Annotated in this window: 20 protein-coding genes; 10 read left to right on the forward strand and 10 right to left on the reverse strand. The window is 67.3% G+C overall.

Annotated elements, in window-relative coordinates:
* Positions 1-219: 219 nt before the first annotated feature.
* On the reverse strand, positions 220-1,434 hold the full coding sequence (locus tag LAJ19_RS21105; RefSeq protein ID WP_225524605.1) for an amino acid aminotransferase: 1,215 nt from the start codon (positions 1,432-1,434) through the stop codon (positions 220-222).
* Complete coding sequence (locus LAJ19_RS21110) at positions 1,427-2,380, reverse strand: DMT family transporter (protein ID WP_225524607.1); 954 nt, start codon at positions 2,378-2,380, stop codon at positions 1,427-1,429. Before LAJ19_RS21110 ends, LAJ19_RS21105 begins: the two co-directional genes overlap by 8 nt.
* A gap of 110 nt (positions 2,381-2,490) precedes the next feature.
* Here LAJ19_RS21110 and LAJ19_RS21115 point away from each other — a divergent pair, with 110 nt between their 5' ends.
* From LAJ19_RS21115 to LAJ19_RS21145, 7 genes are all read left to right on the forward strand, one after another.
* Positions 2,491-2,958, forward strand: coding sequence for an Lrp/AsnC family transcriptional regulator (locus LAJ19_RS21115; protein ID WP_225524608.1), 468 nt, complete (start codon positions 2,491-2,493; stop codon positions 2,956-2,958).
* 424 nt (positions 2,959-3,382) lie between these two features.
* Positions 3,383-3,784, forward strand: a complete 402-nt coding sequence (locus LAJ19_RS21120) for a DUF6463 family protein (RefSeq protein ID WP_225524610.1) — start codon at positions 3,383-3,385, stop codon at positions 3,782-3,784.
* A complete protein-coding gene (locus LAJ19_RS21125; protein WP_225524612.1) occupies positions 3,781-4,425 on the forward strand; it encodes a TetR/AcrR family transcriptional regulator in 645 nt (214 codons plus the stop codon). The genes LAJ19_RS21120 and LAJ19_RS21125 overlap by 4 nt, the downstream gene beginning before the upstream one ends.
* On the forward strand, positions 4,422-5,621 hold the full coding sequence (locus tag LAJ19_RS21130) for an FAD-dependent monooxygenase (RefSeq protein WP_225524614.1): 1,200 nt from the start codon (positions 4,422-4,424) through the stop codon (positions 5,619-5,621). The genes LAJ19_RS21125 and LAJ19_RS21130 overlap by 4 nt, the downstream gene beginning before the upstream one ends.
* 124 nt (positions 5,622-5,745) lie before the next feature.
* Positions 5,746-6,459 carry a phosphatase PAP2 family protein gene (locus LAJ19_RS21135; RefSeq protein WP_225524616.1) on the forward strand — a complete coding sequence of 238 codons (714 nt, stop codon included), beginning with the start codon at positions 5,746-5,748 and terminating at the stop codon, positions 6,457-6,459.
* Between the two features lie 437 nt (positions 6,460-6,896).
* A complete protein-coding gene (locus tag LAJ19_RS21140) occupies positions 6,897-7,145 on the forward strand; it encodes a hypothetical protein (protein ID WP_225524618.1) in 249 nt (82 codons plus the stop codon).
* 368 nt (positions 7,146-7,513) lie between these two features.
* On the forward strand, positions 7,514-8,338 hold the full coding sequence (locus LAJ19_RS21145; protein WP_225524620.1) for a hypothetical protein: 825 nt from the start codon (positions 7,514-7,516) through the stop codon (positions 8,336-8,338).
* A gap of 236 nt (positions 8,339-8,574) precedes the next feature.
* Here the strand turns inward: LAJ19_RS21145 and LAJ19_RS21150 are convergent, their stop codons facing one another.
* A complete protein-coding gene (locus LAJ19_RS21150) occupies positions 8,575-8,994 on the reverse strand; it encodes a hypothetical protein (protein ID WP_225524622.1) in 420 nt (139 codons plus the stop codon).
* 205 nt (positions 8,995-9,199) lie between these two features.
* On the opposite strand from LAJ19_RS21150, the gene LAJ19_RS21155 reads away from it, so the two are divergent.
* Positions 9,200-9,640: a hypothetical protein gene (locus LAJ19_RS21155; protein WP_225524624.1), complete on the forward strand. Its 441-nt coding sequence runs from the start codon at positions 9,200-9,202 to the stop codon at positions 9,638-9,640.
* Between the two features lie 438 nt (positions 9,641-10,078).
* On the opposite strand, the gene LAJ19_RS21160 is transcribed toward LAJ19_RS21155, so the two are convergent.
* On the reverse strand, positions 10,079-10,441 hold the full coding sequence (locus tag LAJ19_RS21160; RefSeq protein ID WP_225524626.1) for a RidA family protein: 363 nt from the start codon (positions 10,439-10,441) through the stop codon (positions 10,079-10,081).
* Between the two features lie 610 nt (positions 10,442-11,051).
* Here LAJ19_RS21160 and LAJ19_RS21165 point away from each other — a divergent pair.
* Both LAJ19_RS21165 and LAJ19_RS21170 read left to right on the forward strand, forming a co-directional pair.
* Positions 11,052-11,339 (forward strand): transposase, encoded by a 288-nt coding sequence (locus LAJ19_RS21165; RefSeq protein ID WP_225475745.1) that lies wholly within the window; start codon positions 11,052-11,054, stop codon positions 11,337-11,339.
* Positions 11,340-11,428: 89 nt separating this feature from the next.
* Positions 11,429-12,193, forward strand: a complete 765-nt coding sequence (locus LAJ19_RS21170) for an integrase core domain-containing protein (RefSeq protein WP_225475746.1) — start codon at positions 11,429-11,431, stop codon at positions 12,191-12,193.
* Between the two features lie 38 nt (positions 12,194-12,231).
* Here the strand turns inward: LAJ19_RS21170 and LAJ19_RS21175 are convergent, their stop codons facing one another.
* The 6 genes from LAJ19_RS21175 to LAJ19_RS21200 form a co-directional block, all read right to left on the reverse strand.
* Positions 12,232-13,698 (reverse strand): glycoside hydrolase family 32 protein, encoded by a 1,467-nt coding sequence (locus tag LAJ19_RS21175; protein ID WP_225524628.1) that lies wholly within the window; start codon positions 13,696-13,698, stop codon positions 12,232-12,234.
* A gap of 341 nt (positions 13,699-14,039) precedes the next feature.
* Positions 14,040-15,119, reverse strand: a complete 1,080-nt coding sequence (locus LAJ19_RS21180; protein ID WP_225524630.1) for a sensor histidine kinase — start codon at positions 15,117-15,119, stop codon at positions 14,040-14,042.
* Positions 15,116-15,784 (reverse strand): winged helix-turn-helix domain-containing protein, encoded by a 669-nt coding sequence (locus LAJ19_RS21185; RefSeq protein WP_225524839.1) that lies wholly within the window; start codon positions 15,782-15,784, stop codon positions 15,116-15,118. The genes LAJ19_RS21180 and LAJ19_RS21185 overlap by 4 nt, the downstream gene beginning before the upstream one ends.
* Before the next feature lie 69 nt (positions 15,785-15,853).
* Complete coding sequence (locus LAJ19_RS21190) at positions 15,854-16,426, reverse strand: DUF305 domain-containing protein (RefSeq protein WP_225524632.1); 573 nt, start codon at positions 16,424-16,426, stop codon at positions 15,854-15,856.
* A gap of 109 nt (positions 16,427-16,535) precedes the next feature.
* Positions 16,536-18,446, reverse strand: coding sequence for a putative bifunctional diguanylate cyclase/phosphodiesterase (locus tag LAJ19_RS21195; RefSeq protein WP_225524634.1), 1,911 nt, complete (start codon positions 18,444-18,446; stop codon positions 16,536-16,538).
* A 158-nt stretch (positions 18,447-18,604) separates the two neighbouring features.
* On the reverse strand, positions 18,605-20,155 hold the full coding sequence (locus LAJ19_RS21200; RefSeq protein ID WP_225524636.1) for a GGDEF domain-containing protein: 1,551 nt from the start codon (positions 20,153-20,155) through the stop codon (positions 18,605-18,607).
* Positions 20,156-20,676: the final 521 nt, after the last annotated feature.

The raw sequence follows: 20,676 nt of genomic DNA on the forward strand, positions 1-20,676 counted from the left end.
GCGCAGCAGCCCAGCCCGGGCGCTGCCAGTACCCGCAGGCGATTCTTATGGCCCAGCACGCGCCTCAGGGAGCGGCGGGGACCGCTCAGTTCCCGTCAGGTCGCGCGGCCACCAGGGAAGGCCGGAGCATCCCTGGCGCCGGGATCCGTACGTATGCTGTGTTCGAGCCGCCTGCCTCTCAGCTGGCCCAGTCAGGCTGGCAGGGCCGCACGCCTCCGGTCAACTCCGGTCAGCGCCGACCGGGTGGCCGCGCCGGGCCTGTGCGTGAACGGTGGTGAGCGCGTGCGCCAGCGCCTCAATCCGGTGGTCGGCGATCCCGGCAATATTGATGCGGCCCTCTGGCGTGCCGTAGATCCCGAATTCGTCACGCAGGCGGGCCATGCCCTGCGGGGTGAGTGGCAGCAGAGAAAACATGCCCTGATGACGCCGGATCCGCTGCAGGTCCTCCGGCGCTCCCGCCGCCTGAAGAGCGGCCGTCAGGCGCTCACGGACCGTGGAGATCCGCGCGCGCATCAGGTGAAGCTCTCGCTGCCACGCGTCAGGGGCGGCCATCAGTTCTGCGGCAATCGCTGCGCCGTGCTCGGGCGGCATGGAGTAGGTGCGCCGGCCGGTATTTTCAAGCACACTCCGGACCGCCTGCTCTTCCAGCCGGCTGGACACGACGACCAGGGCCGCGCCGGTCCGTTCACAGTACAGGCCCATGTTCTTCGAGCAGCTGGCCGCGACCAGCACGGTGTCCAGCTGGCCGGCCAGCAACCGGAGACCTTCGGCGTCTTCGCTCAGGCCGCGTCCCAGGCCCTGGTAGGCCATGTCCACCAGCGGCGTCAGGCCCCGGCGCCGGCAGACGTCGGCCAGTGCCTGCCAGCCGGTCAGGTCCAGGTCTATGCCGGTGGGGTTATGGCAGCAGCCCTGGATCAGCAGCACGTCCCCCGGCCGGGCCTGCTCAAGAGCTGCCAGCAGCGGTGGGAGGCTTGTGACTCCGTTCCTCTCGGTCCACGGGTACTCGGCGATACTGAGGCCGGCGGCCTGCATCAGGGGATGGTGATTCTGGTACCCCGGGTCCGACAGCCACACGGTGGCCTCCGGGCGGGCCTCGGCCACCAGCTCGGCCAGCATGCGCAGCGCCCCGGTGCCGCCCACCGTCTGAAGGGTCACCGTGTGCGGACGGGTTTCCTGGAGGTCACCGAGCAGCAACCGCGTGATGCCGGCGTTGAAGGCGCCGTTGCCACTCAACGGCCGGTAGGTCTTGGACGGCGCCGCGGCCGCCAGCTGCGCCTCGGCGCGCTGCACGGCCATGAGCACCGGCGTGACGCCCTCGGCGGTGCGGTACACGCCCAGTCCAAGGTCCACCTTGTCCGGACGCGGGTCGGCCGCGTACGCGGCGGTCAGGGCCCAGAGCGGGTCTTGAGCGACGGGAGCAAGGCCCTTAAACATGCGGACGCTCCTGCGCGGGGCGGGCAGGCAGAACGTTGAACAGCACCACACCTGCGGTCACGACTAGCACGCCCACGGCCGAACGCGCTGAGGGAAACTCACCCAGCAGGGGCACCGCCAGAACCGTGGCGAGCACCGGGGCCAGGGCGCCGAACGCCGCGCAGCGCAGGGCGCCCAGCGACTGAATGGCGTAGGGGTAGGTCAGGGCGGCCACGACCCCCACACCCAGCCCCTGCACCAGCACGAACGGCAGGACCGCGCCCAGCGACACCTGCTGCAGGTGGCTGGGAAGCGCGCCGCTGGCCATGAGCGGCACCAGACACACCAGCGCCGGGTAGGTGACCAGCGCCGCGGTGGTCAGCGGGTCAAGTTGAGCCCGGCGCAACCCCAGGGTGTAGCCGCCCCACAACAGACTGGAGGTCAGCAGAATCAGCGTGCCGCTGAGCACGGCGCCGCCATGCAGGTGCAGTCCGGCCACGAGCAGCGCCACCCCTGCCACAATCACCGCGAGCCCGGGCCACTGGTGACCGGCCACCTTCTGACGGAACAGCACGAAGCCGACCAGCGCCACCGCCAGGGGGGTCGTGCCCGCAACGAGAGCACTGACGTGGGCGGCCGAGGTGAGTGTGCCGCCGGCCGCCGTCAGCAGGAAAAACGGCAGGCCCGCCCCCAGGACGATGAGGGCGGCAGCCTGCCGGGGTGCGGATTTCAGGGCGGCCCACCGCGAGCGGAGGACCGGCAGCAGCAGGACCCCGGGGACCAGGAAGCGGATCAGGGCGACATCTGCGGACGTCAGCGGGGAAGCTCCGATCGCACGGATCGTCAGCGCGAAACCGGCCCAGATCAGCACGGTCACGAACAGCGCGGTCCACCCGAGCAGGCGGGTTGGCGTGGCCGGCGCGACTGCAGGCCGCAGCGAACGTCGGGGCAGGGAAAGTTGGCGCATCCCCTTATGCTATGAAGCGCTGAAACCTTTCTTCGACAAAGTCACGTGCTGCCCAACACTGCCTGAGATGACAGACATTTTGGCAGAATCTGCCATGAAGGGAGGGCGCTATGGATGAGAAGGACCGGCGCATTCTTGCCTGCCTGCAGGCGGATGGCCGCATGAGCAACCAGGAACTCGCAGACCGGGTGAACCTCTCGCCGTCGCCGTGTTTACGGCGGGTGCGTCAGCTGGAGAACTCCGGTGTGATTCAGGGGTACACCGCGCTGGTGGATGAGCAGGCGGTCGGCCTGTCGGTTACGGCCTTTGTCCGGGTGCGTCTGCAGGTGCACAGCACCGAAAGCGTCAACACGTTCGAGCGGGCCATTGCGGGCATGGACGCCGTTCTCGACTGCTACGTCATGACCGGCAGTGCGGATTTCCTGTTGCGGGTGCTGGTGGAGAGTCTCAAGGACTACGAGGAGTTTGTCCGGTACCAGCTGCACGCGGTGCCGTATGTCGCGTCCATCGACACCAGCTTCGCCTATGGGCACGTCAAACGGGCCACAGTGTTCCCCCGGCTGAAAGCGAGTGACTGACCTGCGGTGAACCTTATCTGTGCGCCACTTGACGGCCTGGGCGGTACCTCGCCTGTGCGGGGGGTGGGAGCTCCAGACCAGTGCCAGAGCTGAACTTCAGCACGCCCTGGAAGACCGCCCTTCGGGTGGGCAGGCCCGGTGCTTCGTGCGGCCGGGCGCGCCTGTCATGCGCGGCGACCGGCCATAAGAACCTTCGGAACGAAGGACGGGCTGCCACCCCGCCACGCTCGTTTCTCAGTCAGACGTTCCGGTCAATCATTCAGTGGCCGGCCAGACGCCGTTTCCCCGCTGGGCCCCCGCGACACCGCCGCAGCCGAGGGCTCTATGTGGACTCGGCTGCAGGACAATTCTCCTCGCAGGTGCCTGGCTCCAGCATGAATAATGAACGCGTTCAGAAATGAACGCGTTCAACAAGGAGAGAAACATGACGCTCTGGGCAGCACGACTCTTGATTGCCGTGGCCGCTGGCCACCTCCTGCTGGCGCTGGCCAGCGTTCTGCCTGACCTGGGGGTCCTGGCCCCGAATGGGTTGCCCGGCATGCTCGGTGCGCCCTGGCAGCCGCCACACCTCGACCGGCAGGCGGCGTTTTGGAGTTCAGTCGGCAGCTTCGCGGCCCCCCAGTGGATCTGGGGAGCGTGGATGATAAGCGCCGCGCGCGAGGGGCACCGGCCACCCCAGGGCACCGGCCTCGCGCTTCTGCTCGTGACGGCCGTGCAGGTCACCCTGGCCCCGGCAGGGGGCTTCTGGCTGAACCTGGCGCCCGCCCTCCTGCTCATCACCGCCGAGTACCGCTTCCGGACAGCGCGCCCCGAGGCGCTCCGGTGACACGGCCACCTCAGGCGGCGCCCGGCCGGCGCGACCGGCACAAACAGGACAAACTGACGCGGATCCACACCGCCGCCCTGACCCTGTTCACCGAGCAGGGCTACGACGCAACCACCATCCGGCAGATCGCAGCAGAGGCCGACGTGGCGGCCGGCACCATCTTCCGCTACGCCACCGACAAAGCCGACCTGCTGCTCATGGTGTTTCATGACGCCATCGCCCAGACCGTGGCCGAGGCCACGGAGCCCCACCGCCTCACGGGACCACTCTCCCAGGTCCTGCCCGGGCTCTTCGACCCCTTCTTCGCCTTCTATGAAAAGCGGCAGGCCCTGGCCAGCGATTTCCTCCGTCTGGTGCTCTTTCATCAGAGCCCCTGGCGCACCCGGGAACTGGCGCAGGGGCGAGACTTCGTGCAGCAGCTCGCCGACCTGCTCCGGTCACGCCAGGACACCGGTGAGGTGGCCGCGGACCTCAACCCCCAGACGGCCGCCTTCGCGCTGTTCGCCCTGTACCAGGCGTGCCTGGTGGGCTGGCTGGCGGGAGAAGCCAACCTGACCGAGACCCGCGAGCGCCTGGCGGCCCTGCTGCACCTGCAGGTCCGGGCCTTCCAGGACGGCGCGCGCCCGGCGGTCACGCCATGACCCACCCCGTCCTGATTGTGGGCGCAGGCATCGGCGGACTCGCCCTGGCCCAGGTGCTGACCCGTCACGGCGTGGCGGTGAACCTGATCGAGAAAGCCGCCTCCCCCCGGGCGGTCGGCGCGGGCCTGATCCTGAGCGGCAACGCCCTGCGGGTCCTCGACCGGCTCGGCCTCGCGGAGGCCGCGCACGCGGCCGGGCAGGTCCTGAGCGGCGCCCAGCTGACCACCGCGGCGGGCCGGCCCCTTCAGACCCTTTCCTACGCGGCCTCAGGCGGAGCCGTCGGTGTGCACCGCGCTGCCCTTCAGTCGCTGCTCAGCCGGGATCTGCACCCCCGGATCCAGTTCGGCACCACGGTGCGGGCGCTGCACCAGCACCCCCGGGGCGTGGACGTCACCTTCAACAGCGGCGCGGTCCAGACGTTTCATGCGGTGATCGGCGCGGACGGACTGCACTCGTCCGTGCGGCACCTGACCTTCGGGGACGTGCCCCGGCGGTACGCTGGCTACACCAGCTGGCGCTTTGTGGTGCCCGTCCCCGGCCCGGCGCACGCCACCGAACTGTGGGGCCGGGGCTGTCGCCTGGGCTTGGTGCCGATCGGACTGCGCCAGACGTACGGGTATGTCACGGCCAACGCGCCAGAGCGGCCCCCAGGCCCGCCCCAGGCCCACGGGACCATGGCCGAGATGCAGGCCCACTGCGCCGGGTTTGGCGGCCCCGCACCGGCCCTGCTGGCGCATCTCCACGCGGACACCCCCGTGATCCGCACGGACATTCATGAGGTGCGGCTGCCGCAGTGGGGGCAGGGCCGGGTGACCCTGTTGGGCGACGCCGCACATGCGATGACGCCCAATCTCGGTCAGGGGGCAGCCATGGCGCTGGAAGACGCCTGGGTCCTGGGTCAGCAGCTGATCACGACGCCGGACGTGCCGGCCGGGCTGGCCCGGTATGAAGCCCTGCGGCGGCCACGGGTAAACGGCGTGCAGGCCAGCTCGCGCCTTCTCGGGCGGGCCGGGCAGCTGGAACAGGGCGCGCTGCGCGCCGTACGCGACCTGGGCATGCGTCTCGTCCCGCCGGGCCTGGCGCAGCAGTCAAGCCGCCGGCTGTTCCAGGTTGATCTGGACGCGGGCCTCCCCGGGGTCAGTCCAGCTGAACGCCCAGGCAGGCGGGATGACCGGAGCGCCGGGACCGGCAGTTGATGCCCGTGGTTGAACCCGAAAGACCCACCCAGACGCGGGCAGACAGCGGTTCCCCGGACATGTAAGAGGAGATGAGCGCGCACTCCTCCACCAGAGGGCGGAGCGCTGTACGGTGAAACGTCAAATGCCTCTCTTCCACGTCTCCGTCCGCCACCTCACCGACTATGTGAGGCGACGCTGGCGTCCCCTGCTCATCCTGTTCTTCGGCCTCCTGCTTCCCTTCCTTGGTTTCGTCAAGATCGCCCAGGAGGTGTTCGAGAAAGAGCCCTTCGCGTTCGAAGAGCCGCTGATGCTGGCCATTCACGCCTACAGCTCCCCTGCGCTGAACCACGTCACCGCCGCCTTCTCCCTGCTGGGCAGCGCCCGAGGCATGGCGCCCATCGCGCTGATCCTGGTAGCAGCGCTGTACCGCGTCAAACGGTCCCGCGCGTACTTCATGGCGGTCAGCCTCGGCGGCGTGGCCCTGATCAACCTGCTGCTCAAGAACCTGTTCGACCGTCCGCGCCCAACGTTCTGGACGCCGTTCCTTCCCGAGCCGGACTTTTCCTTCCCCAGTGGTCACGCCATGTTCGCCAGCGCCCTGGCCACCTCGGTGATTGCGCTGCTGTGGGCGACGCGCTGGCGGATTCCCGCCCTGGTGATCGGCACGCTGTACGTCCTCGGCATGATGCTCTCCAGGGTGTACATCGGCGTGCACTACCCGACGGACGTCACCGGTGGGGCGCTCTTCTCGCTCGCGTGGGTGTTCGGCCTGTCCCAGATCCTGCATATCCACCGGGTCCCTCCAACGTCGCGCGTCAGTGACGCGGCAGTTGATGAAGCCCACAAAGTTCCCTGAACGGAATTTACCTGGGCCCTGCTGTTCTCAGTCGACGTCACGCCAGCCTGAGCAGGCATCCGGTCAAGCGGCTGTCAGCCCTACAGCGGCCTGAGTGGTCCGGATGGACGCCGCTGGAGTTCCCCGCCGGGCAGCCGCCCCAGACTGGGCGGGACCACGTGGGCACCCTGAACCGCTGCGCGTGGGCATGATCATGCCTGGGCTCCGGCCCACACCGCGGGTTGCCGGCATCACGTGCGGACCCTTAGCTGGACCGAGCAGGTCCACCCTTAAGACTGGTCTGGGAGTCATGCGCGGCAGGTTCACCTCGATTGAAGTCATATCGCCTGGAACGAACTGGGCTCCAGAGTTCAGCGCAGCCGTTCAGCGCTGCGCTTCCTCAGACCGGAGATTCTGAGGTGCTCCTCCCCCGCCCGGCACCCGGGCTGAAAGGAACCATGACCCGTTCATTGCCCATTGAAAACGACCGTGATCTGAATATTCGCTTCCTGCGCTCCATTGAGATCTCCCAGAAGCTGATCGGGCAGAACCGTGAATTCCTGACCGTGTTGCGCGCCGCACCGCTGGAGGCTGCCCTGTCCATGCGCGTGGCTGCGCTGGAAAACCAGTTCGCCCTTCTGGAACGGCGCGTTACTCTGCTGGAGGCTGACTGTGACCGGAGCCTCAGAGAAGCGCTCGAGCTGTGAGGCGGCGGGAGTCCGCGTCTGGGGCTCCCGTCTATGGACCAGACGCGCCGCAGCAGGATGCCCCTTCGGCTTTCCGGCATGAGAGCGTCGGCCTGCACCCTCCAGCGCTCCCGTCCGGCTGTCTCCCCTGAGGGCGCACCGGCCAGGCTGAGCTGGGGCCTGGCGGTCCGGGGTCCGCTTCCGCGGCGCATGGACCTCACCCCGCCACCGTGAGGACGCCTGGAAGTGACGCCCCCCTGTGAGGGAAGCAGATCGTCAACCACGGCAGGTCCCGGCGCTTGAAGCGCCAGAGATTCAGAAAGCCCCGGAGAGTTCAAGCCGCGCGTCCGGAGACCGCGCAGTGGTGCCCTGGGGGGCTACACTGGCGTATGACCGGTCCAACCGATGACCCCAGAGCTGAGCTGCTCCGGGACGCCGCCGAGCACACCGCGTTCAACTCGGCCCGGCGTCATGTCGGTGCGGCCGGTTTTCTGCAGCGGGACGTGCTGGAACAGATCATCAGCGCGGGCCGGGAGCAGATCAGCGTGACCCGTTCCCTGCGTCAGATTGTCGCCTCCACCCAGGCGCAACTGCAGGCCCTGTCCGGCATGGGCGCCCTGGACGAGCAGGCGCATGTTGAAACGCTCCGGGGTATCGTGACGTCCAGCCAGGCCCAGATCCGGACGGCCACCGCGCTGCGTGACGCCATTCAGCGCACCCTCACCGACGTCCAGGGCACTCCCCTCGAAGAGATCAGTGCCAATCTGCTCAACACCCTGGGGGCCGTGGTGCAGCGGCAACTCGCGCAGCTTCAGGACCTGATCACGACCGCCCTGGGAGAAGCGGACAGCGTCGAGCAGGTCGCGGAACTTCAGCAGGTCAGGAGCGACGCGCAGGCCCGACAGGTCCAGCTGGAACATGAGCAGAGCGAACGGGAACTGGTCCAGCTGGAGACCCTGGGCGCCGAGGCGCTGGCGCGGGTGCGGGACCTGGAGGAGGGTGGCCTGACGCACGCCGCACAGCGCGCGGCGCTGGAGGACCAGGCGGACCGGGCGCGCCTGCGAATCGCGGCCCTGGAGCACGGTGAGGAAGAACACCGGGACCAGCTGGCCAGCCTGGAGCGGGAGGCGCAGGCGACAACACAGCGCCAGAAGGACCTCGAAGCGCAGATGGAGCTGACCCAGACCCAGCCGTTGGGGACCCCTCAGGACTGAGCAGACGGCTCTGCACTCTGACCGGCCGGTTGCCGCGACCTGTCCACCTGGCCGATCACCGGATCAGAGCCCCGCTGCCCGTAACCGCCGCTTCGATGTGCTGCTGCGCGGGTTCGCCGGATTGCCGCTGCTTCCAACCCCGGCCTCCGGGAGATCCCCCGATAGGATGCGCCGCCGTCAGGATCCACGCCGGTCCCGGAGCCACCGTTGGTCCTGACCTGTGGCCTGGGTCCAGGTCAGCAGCATTCGAGGGTAATCACCAGCGGCCCTGTCCGGTCCGCCGTCACCTGAACCGCTCCAACTGAAGCGGACCTGCCGGCCTCAGGGGCAGCCAGCAGTGAAGCCACGGCGCGCACCACGCCCTCCACATCGGCTGAGGGCGCCATAAAGCGGACGAGCATCCGGACCGCCTGAACCTGATGTTCATTCAGGCCGGCGGCAGGGTGTTCCTCCGCCACCACCAGGCTCACGCGCGTGATGTGGCTCCGGTCCGGTCCCAGATCCAGGCTGAGGTCCTCAACGGCGAGCATGGACGGCGCGAACCCATACGAGAACGTCTGCCCACCGGTGACGTCGGTCCGTTCGTCGTTGCGGAGCAGCGCATAGCTCTGATAGAACCGGCTCCGTTCGAAGTGCTCAATGCTCTGAAAGGTCATTCGTGAAGCGTAGTCCCCCTCACCTGACTGGGCGCCCACCACGTGGCCCTGAACCTTGGGTGCTTCATCATGTCCCGGCGCGGCGCGCCCCCCACGCGGCCCTGAGCTGTTGGGGAGAGCAAGGACGTGACGGCCCGGGCGTTCAGGTGGTCGTCTGGCCGCTCAGGTCAAGGACGCCCCTCATGTGCCTGACCTACGCTGCCCCATGAGCGACTTCACCGAGCGGCTGGACCAACTGAAACGAACGCACGACTTCACCGAACAGGCTGCGAAAACGCAGCGGACCGGAAGTACCCGTCAGGATGACGATGATCACGAAGCGACGCAGGATGCGCTGGACCGCACTGGGCTCCTCGAGATGAAACGCATTGCCGGGGAACTGAACGAAGCCGGCTTTTCATCACGGACCAGCGTCACCTCCCAGGACTCAGAAACAGGGTTGAGCTGCACGATGACCGTCGACGGCGTCGGAGAGGTGACCTGTGACCTGGGGGTACGAACGCAGACCCTGGTGGTGACGGCGCAGCCTGACTTTACGCAGGGCACCCGGCTGGAGTTCAACATCGGTGACAAGGCCGCGCTGGGGAAAGTCATTGAACAGTGGGCCGAAGAGCACCTGCTCCCCCGTGGCGCGCAAGGCCACTGAGCCCCACCCCGCATCTGGGCACACGGCGCTGGAGAGCGGGAAGGGGTATCTGACGCCAAAGTCAGTGCCAGCCTGAACAGGGCTCCTCCCGTCAGGTCGGCTCCCCTGTCAGTAGGGTGAAGGTGCCGCCGCCTGTCCACTGCTGCTGTTCACCACCGGGTTTTGATCTCTGAGATTCTCAGCTGCGTGACGGATCAGGGAACTGAAGACACCCCGGTCTGCTGGGTAAGTCACAGTGCCACGAATGGCGGTCCAGGGAGAGAGAGACCGACCTGCCCGTTCGGTAGAAAGGGAGTGGATGCCCCGACCCGTCCTGAGGTTGAGGGCACAGCGTTTCCCTGCCACCGGCATCAGTCATCAGCGCCCCGCGGCGCACGGTGACCATACCGTGAACCCGGGCGCTGCCTGCGCGGGTCCAGGGTGATGCCGGGCGTCCGGTCAACCCTGAGGGGCCTTCGCGGGGGTCCTGGTCCCTTCCGGAGAGCACACACATTCGACCTCCACCAGCGCCCCTGAGTGCGTCAGGGCCGGAACCACGACCGCACTGCCCGCAGGTGGGTCATTCAGGTCGTTCAGTTGTTCCAGACACTCGTATGCCTCGCCCATACTGCCGATGTCCGTCACCAGGAAGGTCAGGCGGTGAACGTCCCGCAACGTGCACTGCTGCGCGCGCAGCTCGGCGATGAGTCGGCCCAGAACGAGATACACCTGACGGGAGAGGAGACCGGCGTGCGCGGCGGCCTCCTCCGAGTCAAGGCCGATCCTGAACGTGCGAGCCTGAAGTGAAAGGGCTTTATCCATGGCCGTGTTCAGGCAGGTGCTTCGGTCGCCACATGCCTGATGCTAGCCCGTGCAGGTGCGCGCAGACACTGGTTTTGTCTGGTTCAGCACCGGCACCCGCAGGCGGGCTCTCCCAGGGGTGCCTTCCAGCACGGCAGCGGCTCAGGGTTCGCCCGTTGTCACGGTGGAGTGAACGTTTCCGGTTCCGCCCGCTGCTCACTTGGCAGGAGCAACCGGCCGGGAGACGTGCTGCGCTCACCAGGCGGCTGCCCGGAAGACTGGACCCTGCAGCACGGGAGGCCTGAACACTGCACAGGTCAGGTGCCACACCGCTTGCCGAAAGATCACTGGCGCGCCATCCGCGGTGACGTTCAGCGCAACCCAGGCACCCTCTCAGCCGTCGAGACTACTCTCTGGGTTCGCCCGTTTCTTCAGAATCACCGGAATCAGCCGCCGCAGCGCCCTCACACCACCCAGGTCAGACGTTCACACCGCAAGAAACGACATGAGCAACCCCAGGCGGAAGACCAGTACAGGTTCGCGGACGCTTCTGTTCCCTCGGTAGTGCTCCAAGGATGACTTTCAGCACCTGACCCTCTCGATGCGAGGGACGAGCACACTGGAGATCATCATGGGGAAACAGCGAAAAACCTGGAGCACCGACGTCAAAGAAGCCATCGTCCTCAGCGTGCTGCGGGGCGAACTCGGAGTCGCGGAGGCAGCCCGTCAGCATGGAGCCAACGAGAGCCTGATCCACACCTGGAAAACACAGTTTCTGGAGGCGGGCCGTGCCCGCCTCTCTGGTGACCGACCAGACCAGGGCGTGACCATCCTGGAACGGGAGAATGACCGTCTCAAACGCATCGTGGCCGAAAAGGAACTGGAGCTCGATATTGCGCGAAAAGTGCGACGGCTCTGACGCTGGACGAGCTGATCGTTCTCTGGCAGAGCCGGCCGCACCTCAGCCTGCGGCGTTTTGCCCAGTACGCCAGCGTGCCGTACTGGCGGATGCGGGACCATCAGCACAGCGCGCCCGCGCGCTGTGCCAAGCAGCAGCACCGTGACGCACTGTACGAGAAGGTACGCCAGGCGGCGTTGCAGCATCCAACGTCTGGATACCGGCTGCTGTATCAGGAACTCAAAGCTCAGGGCGAAGAGATTGGCCTGCACAAGATCCGTGTCGCACTCGGCGAATTGCACCTTCACCCACCGCTGCCTCGAAAGACCCGGAAACCTTCCCCGAAGGTTTCCGCACCACAAGACTGGCCGGAAGGTCGACGGGTGCAGATTGACGCGACACGGCTGTCGCTGCCCGACGGGGTCTGTTGGATTTACTTCGTGCTGGACGTTACCTCGCGGGTGGTGCTGGCCAGCCGGGTGGTACGGAGCCTGTCGATGCACCTCGCCAAACTGACGCTCGACGAGGCGGTCGCCGTGCTGCGTGCTCAGGGCCACCACAAGCGCATCCTGGTCCAGAGTGATGGAGGCAGTGATTTCACCAGTGACCTCTTTCAACAGGGCTGTTTGATGTACGGCAACTGGGTGCGCTGCAAAGTGTCTCAGCCGGGAGGAACCGGTATCCTCGAACGCCTCAACCGGACCTACAAATACCAGTTCGCCTTCCGCCAGGACTGGCAGTCCATGGCCGATGTCCGGGCCGCCATGCCGGACTTTCACCGCTGGTACAACCACGAGCGCCGTCATTCGGCGCTCGGCTACGCCACGCCTTGGTCTACACTCACCTTATCGGCGAATGCTCGCAACGCCGCTTGAAGTCAAACCTGGAGCATTACCCTCCCTGTAACTTCGTCCTACCGTCTGGTTGCGTCTGCCCTCTCCCAGATGGAGCGCCACTCGCAGAACGATCCGGTCACCCCAGGCCGACCTGTCACCGGCTGAAAACGTACCGCTTGAACCGGCGCAGCAGGCAGCAGCAGCTCCGTTAGAACGACCTGACCACCCGCCGCGAACACCTCCAGGGAGCTGGTATCGAGCAGCAGCGTGAATTCGGTCATTGCTGGACCGTCTGGCAGCGGGGCGCTGTGCGTCCCACCAAAACCGGGCACCTCCGGGTGCGCTGGCCGTGTGACCTGGAGGGCCGCCCGCGAGACCTGCACGCTCACCTCGACGCCCTCGGCGGAGACGAACTCCACCCGCAGCGCCGCCTCATCCGGGAGGTGTGCAGCCAGGGTGAATTCATGCGCTTCGCCAGCACGCAGCGGGAACGTTCTGGCGGCCAGGAGAGGCTCACACTCGAACCGGGTGACGTCCCGGCGCAGGGCCTGCACTTCCGGCACGGGCCGCTGCACCAGGTGCCACGCGGCGCCCAGCGAGAGTTCACGCGGCACCGTGAAGGCCCCCCGCCAGGGTGAGGTGGGCAGGACCGTGGCGTACTCCCAGTTGTTCATCCACGCCAGCCACACGCGCCGCGCCGGCAGGTCGCTCCAGGACAGGCCCGCGTAGAAATCCTTGCCGTAATCCAGGGTCCGTGACGGCGTGAGTGGCGTGAACGTCGTGCCGTCGAAGTCCCCCACCCAGTACTGCGCGCCGCTGCCCCCGTGCAGGCCACCCGGGTTGAAATCCACCTTCAGCACCCAGCGTTCCACACCCGCCTCGTCCATCAGCGGAAAGAACTCCGGCACCTCCCAGATGCCGGTCACTTCTCCGGCCGGTCCGAATGTACTCAGGGTCTGCCAGACCTGCAGGTCGGCGGAGGCGTAGAACTCCACCTGCCGCTCGTCAGGGTGCACGACAGCCATCACCCACCGGCCGCGCGCCTCGTCCCGGAAGACCTTCGGGTCGCGGAAGTCCGGCTTGTTCAGATCGAGCACGGCCGTCTCCCCCCCGTACGTCCAGGTGCGGCCCTGGTCGGGACTGAACGCGAGGTACTGCGCTTCGTGATGCCGCTTGTCCAGGTGCGTGCGTTGAGGGTGAACGTCGGTGTGCCCGGTGTACAGCGCCACGAGCGGTGGCTGGTCCGCAGTCCCGAGCCCGGAGGTGTTGTGCGTGTCCACGACGGCGCTGCCGGAGTAGATGACGTGCGTTTCACGCGCGGGCAGCGCCACGGGGTGTTCCGTCCAGTGCAGGAGGTCGGTGCTTGTGGCGTGGCCCCAGCTGAGGTTGCCCGGGGTGGGCCCCAACGGGTTGTGCTGGTAGAACAGATGGAACGTTCCGGCCACGAAGACAAGGCCGTTCGGGTCATTCACCCAGTGCTGACGCGGGGAGTAATGCACCTGTGGGCGGTGACGCTCGCGGTAGGTGTGGCGGTCGGCGGGCATGCCCCACAGTACGCGTCAACGGAAGGGCGTGCAGAACGCTGGTCGGACCTCAGCAGGATGACTGCAGGGGGGTGGGGCAACGAACCGGCGCAGTGATCTGGCTTCGCCCCCCGTTGGGGCAGACTTTGGCTACCCCACCGCCGGCCGGGTGAGGTCCGGGCCGTTCCGTCCGCCGGGGAGCGGGGCGTTGCACGTTTTCAGCGCGCAGCCGGCAGGTGCAGCAGGGGTGCCCGCTTGCATCCCCGCCGGCTGCACCTGCCACTTCCGTACCCGCCGTCCCGGCATCACTCCGCTGCCTCTGTGCCCCTTCCGTTGCTGCCACGGATGTCGGCTGGCGGGCGTCAGGCAGGCGGGAGGGTGAACGTGAAGGTGCTTCCCTCTGGTCCTGACGTCACCCCGATGGTTCCCCCCATCTGCTCCACCAGGCCGCGCGCGATGGTCAGACCGACCCCGCTGCCCTCACTCCGGGTCCGGGCGGAATCCACACGGTAGAAGCGCTCAAAGATGCGGCCCAGATGCTCGGGAGGAATCCCGTTGCCAGTGTCCTGCACGGCAAAGGCAACTTCTCCGTTCACGCGCTGCGCCGTCAGGATGACCTGCTTTCCGGGGGGCGTGTGCTTCAGTGCGTTTGTCAGGATGTTGGACAGTACCTGAAGCGCCCGCTCGAAATCCGCCTGAACGGCAAGCGGACTGGCCACGGCTTGCCACCTGAGCTTCACGCCCCGCTCCTGGAAGGCCTCTTCGAAGCGGTCCACGGCAGCGATGAGGAGGTCACCGACCTCGAAGGTACTGGGACGCAGCGCCACCTGACCGGCCTCCACTCTGGACACCAGACTCAGATCACTGGCCAGCCGTTCCATGGCGCGGACCTCACGCGCGATGGCCGGCGCCACCCGCTCGGGTGTCATGAGCCCGTCTGTCAGGGCCTCCGTGTACCCCCGGAGGGCCGCGAGCGGCGTTCTGAGCTCATGGCCCACATTGCCGATCAGCGTCACCCGGTCCTGCTCGACCCGTTGCAGTGAACTCGCCAGCACGTTGAAGTTGTGGGCCAGGGCGGCCAGTTCATCACGGCCCGTCTCGGGCAGCCGCCGCCCGTAGTGTCCTGTCGCCAGGGCCTGACTCCCGGCGGACAGCAGCTGCACAGACCGCACGATGCGCTGCGAGGTGAGGGAAGCGGTCACGGCGGCCACCAGCACCGCGAACGGCACGGCGGCAATCAGGGCCGCGTTCAGCGTCCGGCGCATTCCATTTTCCAGGTCCAGCCGGAGGGCACGCCCCTCAGGACCCAGGAGTGTCACCATCTGCTCGACGTGATGGCGGTAGAAGCTGGGCGCCGTAAGCTCGGCCATCAGGAACAGGGCGGCCAGGGCAACGAGGATCACGAGCAGGTGTCCCAGGAAAAGCCGAGGAAACAGCTTCACGTTTCTTCCCGGAAGCGGTAGCCCACGCCCCGCACAGTTTCGATGAAGCGCGGCTGCTCAGGCTGGTCCCCGAGTTTTCTTCGCAGGCCTGCCATGTGGACGTCCACCACCCGCTCCACGCCCGGAAAATCGGCGCCCCACACCCGTTCGAGCAGACGCTCCCGTGACCAGACGAACCCCGGATGCCGCGCCAGAGTCAGCAGCAGGTCGAACTCCAGTTTCGACAGGCGGAGTTCCTGACTGTTGAGACGCGCCGACCGTGTCCGTTCGTCCAGGTGCAGCCCGCCGAGAGACACGCTGTCGTGAATGCGGGCCCGGCGCAGCAGCGCCCGCACCCGCGCGACCACTTCCCGGGGTGAAAAGGGCTTGGTGACGTAATCGTCAGCGCCGACGTCCAGGCCATGCAGGCGGTCCTCCTCCTCACCGCGCGCGGTCAGCAGCAGCAGAGGGAAGTCAGGGTGATCATGCCGCTGCCTTCGGGCCAGGTCGAGCCCACTGACGCCGGGCAGCATCCAGTCCAGGATGGCTAGGTCCGCCTCGGCAAGGCGGGACTGACCACTCACACCGTCCTGCGCCTCCAGGACGGTGTAGCCCTCTGCACGCAGGTAGACGCCCAGAATCTCCAGGATGGCCGGGTCGTCGTCCACAATCAGGATGCGCGCCATGGGCATGCCTCCAGGGTAAAGGTCAGCCGCGGGCGGGCTGCTCTGGAGGGGCCGCGGTGGCTGTTGGGATCAACTGCGTCCTGCCAGCCACTGCTTGAAGGCGTACATTTCGTCAGCCTGGGCTTTGATGACGTCACGCGAGAGTTTCAGCACCCGGGCGTCACGGCTCTTCTGCAGGGCGAGAGTGGCCATGTCCAGTGCGGAGGCGTGGTGCGGCAGCATGCCCTGCACGAAGGCCTGATCGGGATTCCTGGCGGTCTTCAGGGGGGCCACCATGCCGTTCATGTCGCTGGTCATCCGGGCGTGCACCGCGGTGTTGAGGCCGCCCATACCCTTCAGCCAGGCGCTCATGACATTCAGTTCCCGGGTCTGGTCACGGATCACGCCGGCCGCCCAGGCTTTGACCTGCGCGTCCTGCAGGCGGCCCTGCACAGCTTTACTCATGGTGATGGCCCCCTGGTGGTGGGCGACCATCATGGACAGGTAGGCGCGGTCGAATGCTGGCCCACTCAGCTCAGGGAGGCCCTGGTTCTGGGTGGTGGCCGCACTGCTGTGCGCGCCGTGGTTCATCTGGGCCAGGGCGGGCGCCGTCAGGCTGGTCAGGGCCGTCAGGCCCGCCAGCAGCAGGAAGTTCGTCTTCATGTCGTCACGCTACCGGGGGCATGTTCAGCTTGTGTAAAGGTGGGTGGCGGCCTTTCCCTTCGTGTCATTGGTCCTTCAGTCCTGGGCCCAGCTTCTTCGGCCGCCCGGGTCAGTCTGAGGCCGCTGCGCGGCGTTGTTCCAGCTCCAGGCGGGCGTCCCGCTGCATCCAGGCTTCGGCGGCCTGCGCATCCAGCGGCCTGGAGAAATGAAATCCCTGCGCGAGGTCACAGCCCGCCTCGCGCAGCCACGCCCACTGCTCAGCGGTCTCTACCCCTTCAGCAACGACATGCATGCCCAGCGCACGGGCCATGCCCAGAATGGCGCGCACCAGTTCCTCACCGGCGTCCGCATGCCCGATGCGCGTCGTGAAGGACCGGTCGATTTTCAGGGCAGATGCCGAGAGGCGCTGCACGTACGCCAGACTTGAGTAGCCGGTGCCGAAGTCATCAATGTGCAGGTGCACGCCCAGCGAGCGCAGGGCCGTCAGGTTGGCGCTGACGGTGGGGGTGTGCTCCAGCATCAGGCTTTCGGTGATCTCCACGTGTACGAGTTCAGGGGTGACGCCCGTGTCCTCCAGGACCTCCTGGATGAACGGCGCGAAGTCAGGACGCAGGAACTGGCGGGCGCTGGCGTTCACGCTCAGGGTCAGCGGGGTGAGCAGGACGCCACGTTCGTGCCACGCACGGAACTGTTCGCACGCCTGCCTGAACACGTGACGGTCCAGGTCGATGATCAGGCCGCTGTCCTCGGCCGCGGGAATAAACACTGCCGGGCTGATGGGCCCGCGCTCGGGGTGGGTCCAGCGCGCCAGGGCCTCGAAGCCGTACAGGCGACCGTCGTGGACGCGCACGAGCGGCTGGAAGTGCGGATGAATACAGCCGTCCCGCAGGGCCTGCCACAGCTCCTCCTCCATGGTGGTGCGGGCGAGCAGGGCCGTGTGCATGCCGGTTTCGAACACTTCCACCTTGTCCTGCGTGCGCTGTTTTGCGCGGTTCATGGCGATGTCCGCGTCGCGCAGCACAGCGTCGACAGCGTCATACTGTCCGTGCAGCAGGACCACGCCGACACTGACCTGCACGGGCCATTCACGGCCCTGCACGACCACCGGCCGCTCGACCGCCTGGCGGACACGCTGGGTCACCGCCAGGGCCGCGTCCTGCGTGTCGATTCCCTCGATCAGCAGACCAAACTCGTCCCCGCCGAGGCGGCTGATGACGTCCGGCGCACGCAGTTCACTGGCCAGGCGGGCCGCCAGCTGCCGGAGGAGGTCGTCGCCGGCGCCGTGTCCGAAGGTGTCGTTGAGCTGCTTGAAGCGGTCGCAGTCGAGCAGCACCACCGCCGCGCGGCGCCGCTGGGGCTCCAGCAGAAGCTGGAGTCGCTGCTGGAACAGGGCGCGGTTGCCCAGCCCGGTCAGCGGGTCACACAGTGCGTCCCGCCGCGCCTGCAGACTGATCTGCGCCAGCTCCTGGGTCCGTTCGCGGATCCGGCGTTCCAGAGCTTCGCGGTGCGCCCGCTCGGTGTCCAGTTGACGCACCATGTCACTGCGCAACCGAATCTGCCTGACCACCAGGTCCGCGAGACGCCGGAGGATCTCCGCTTCGGCCTTCGTCAGGCCCGCCCGGGGCTGCGTGTCAAGCACGCAGAGGGTGCCGATCGTCAAGCCATCCTCGATGGTCAGGGGAGCACCGGCGTAGAACCGGAGGTGTGGGGCGCCGGTGACCAGCGGGGTCTCCCGGAAGCGGGGGTCCAGCGTGGCATCCGGCACGACGAGCAGCGTCTCGCTGTGCAGGGCGTGCGCACAGAGCGACGCACTGCGGTCTGACTGCGCCATGTTCAGGCCGATGTTCGCTTTGAACCACTGCCGGTCTTCGTCCACCAGGCTGACCAGCGCCATGGGCGCCTGCAACGCCACGGCGGCCAGTGCAGCCAGATCGTCGAATTCCTGTTCGGGCAGTGTGTCCAGCAGCTGGAGGCGGTGAAGCAGAGCCAGACGTTCAGTTTCGTTCGCAGGTAAGGTCATGAGTCAGTCCGCAGGGTGGGAGCAGGGGCAGAGTACGGCGTGGGGTCTTTCCACGCTGTCACATCACCTGCTGATTGGCAGGTCGAGGCGCCCGGTGATGTGTTGCTCAGCAGGTTGGGGCGGGGAGGCATGCAGGGGTGGCCGTGTTCCATCATCACTTACCCGGCATGGCAGGCTTGCGGCGTGGCCACCCGGACGGTGTTTCGTCCCGCGGCTTTCGCCGCGTACAGCGCCTGGTCGGCCGAGTGCAGCGTCGCTTTCAGGTCCTCCTGGACGCCCAGCGCGGCCACCCCGAAACTCGCCGTGACCCGCAGTTCCGGCGAGATTCCCGGCCACTCCAGCTCAGCCAGCGTCTGACCGAGCCGCTCGCAGGCCCGCCGCCCCGCGTCCAGGGGAACGCCGGTCAGGATCACCACGAACTCTTCCCCGCCAAAGCGCGCCACGCAGTCCACGTCACGGATTCCGGCGCTCAGGGTCTGCGCGACCCGGGTGAGCACCGCGTCACCGGCCGCGTGACCGTAACTGTCGTTGATCCGCTTGAAGTGATCGAGGTCCAGCAGGGCCACGGTACTGGTGCGGCCCTGCTGCGCCTGGGCATGCAGCGCGGCCAGCACCTGCATGGCGTGGGCGCGGTTGGGAGCGCCCGTGAGATGGTCACGCAGCGCCGCTTCCGCGAAGGCCGAGGCGCGCACCTCCGCGTCACGGGCCTGCTGCTCGATCTGCCCCAGCAGAGCTCGCTGCTGGTAGAACTCACGGTACAGGCTCTGCACGCGGCGGGTGGCTTCCTTCTGCACCTTGTACGCCTGCTCGTGCTGGTCCAGGTGAGCGTACGCCTCGGCCAACAGTTCCCGCGTGCTGGTCGCGAACAGGTCGTGCCGCGCCTCTTCGAACAGCGCGATGGCCTGGCGGGCATCAGCTTCCACGGTCGTCCACGCCCCCCACGCCTCATAGACGCGCGCGCGGTCCAGCAGGGCCCGGCCGTGCAGCAGCGCGCCGCCCATCTGCCGCGCCAGCAGCACCCGTTCGTCCGCCAGCTGGGCGGCGCGGTCAACCTGTCCGTGCATCAACGCCGCTGTCGTCAGTCCTTCCAGAAGTTCCAGGGTGCGCAGCGGCTGGGTGAGTTGAGGCCGGTCGGCGTTCCAGGCCTCCAGCAGCGCCAGCGACACGCTCAGTTGTGCCTCCATCTGGGGCGGAAGCGCCAGGCCCTGACGGCAGACTCTGGTCGCACTGACGACATAATTGATGTGGAGCGCTTCCATGAGTGCGGTGTCAAGGCCGTCCAGGTGGGATCCGCCGAACAGGGTCTGCAGGCGGGTCACGGCCGCCAGGTACTGCCCGCGTTCCATCTCATAGTGAGAGGCGTTCACAGCGACAAGCACCACGCCGCGGTGATCGCCGGCAGTACGCGCGAGGCCATCCGCCTGCGCGAACTGGGTCTCAGCGCCCAGGTCATCGAAAGCCTCGGCCTGCACCAGCGCGAGTGCCACGTGCGCCTTGACCCTCAGCGGTGCGTCTCCCACCGCACGCGCCAGGTTCAGGCAGGACAGGGCGTGCGTCATGGCCACAGCCGTGTCGCCCAGGTCCAGCGCCGCGTACACCGCTTCGCGGTGCAGCAGAGCCAGATCTGCCGGGCTGGCGTCTGTACTGGCAATCCTCGCCAGAACATCCTGCAGAGCTCCCTGCAGGAGAGAGGAGGGATCAGAGGTCAAGAGACACTTCCGGCCGGCCGTCCGTGCCCGGCGCCCCGTGAACGACAGGACGCAGAGCGCACAACCGTGGCGTGACTCCAATGCGTTCCTCCATGACCTCACCTGTTCGCATCCTGCTGAACACCGTAGGGCGCCGCGTCTGACAAGGCTCTGAATCGCCAGAAGGATAAGGCGGGACTCCGTGCAGGTGTGAGGGTGACCTTCCACCCACCCGGTGAGGTGGAGAGTGGAGCACATCGGGTGTTCAGTTCGTCAACACTCCTGTCAGAGCGACCGGCGGAAAGGGGCAGGTGTCCGGCGCTCCTCCTGCCGGAGGTTCTCGCCGCCCGGCTGGCAGACCTCACGTTGCTCAACCTGCCGGACCCCGCCGTGGCTGGTCCCGACGCGGGAGGCCGGCCTCTGGCCGTGAACAACCTTCAGCCCCACCCGGCTGACCAGAACGGGACTTAGGGTTGCAGGCACGGGGTGGAGGTGACTTTCCCACAGGCAGGTGAAGCCAGAGTCGGCCTGCAGGGCCAGCG

The organism is Deinococcus taeanensis (assembly GCF_020229735.1).
Lineage (GTDB): Bacteria > Deinococcota > Deinococci > Deinococcales > Deinococcaceae > Deinococcus > Deinococcus taeanensis.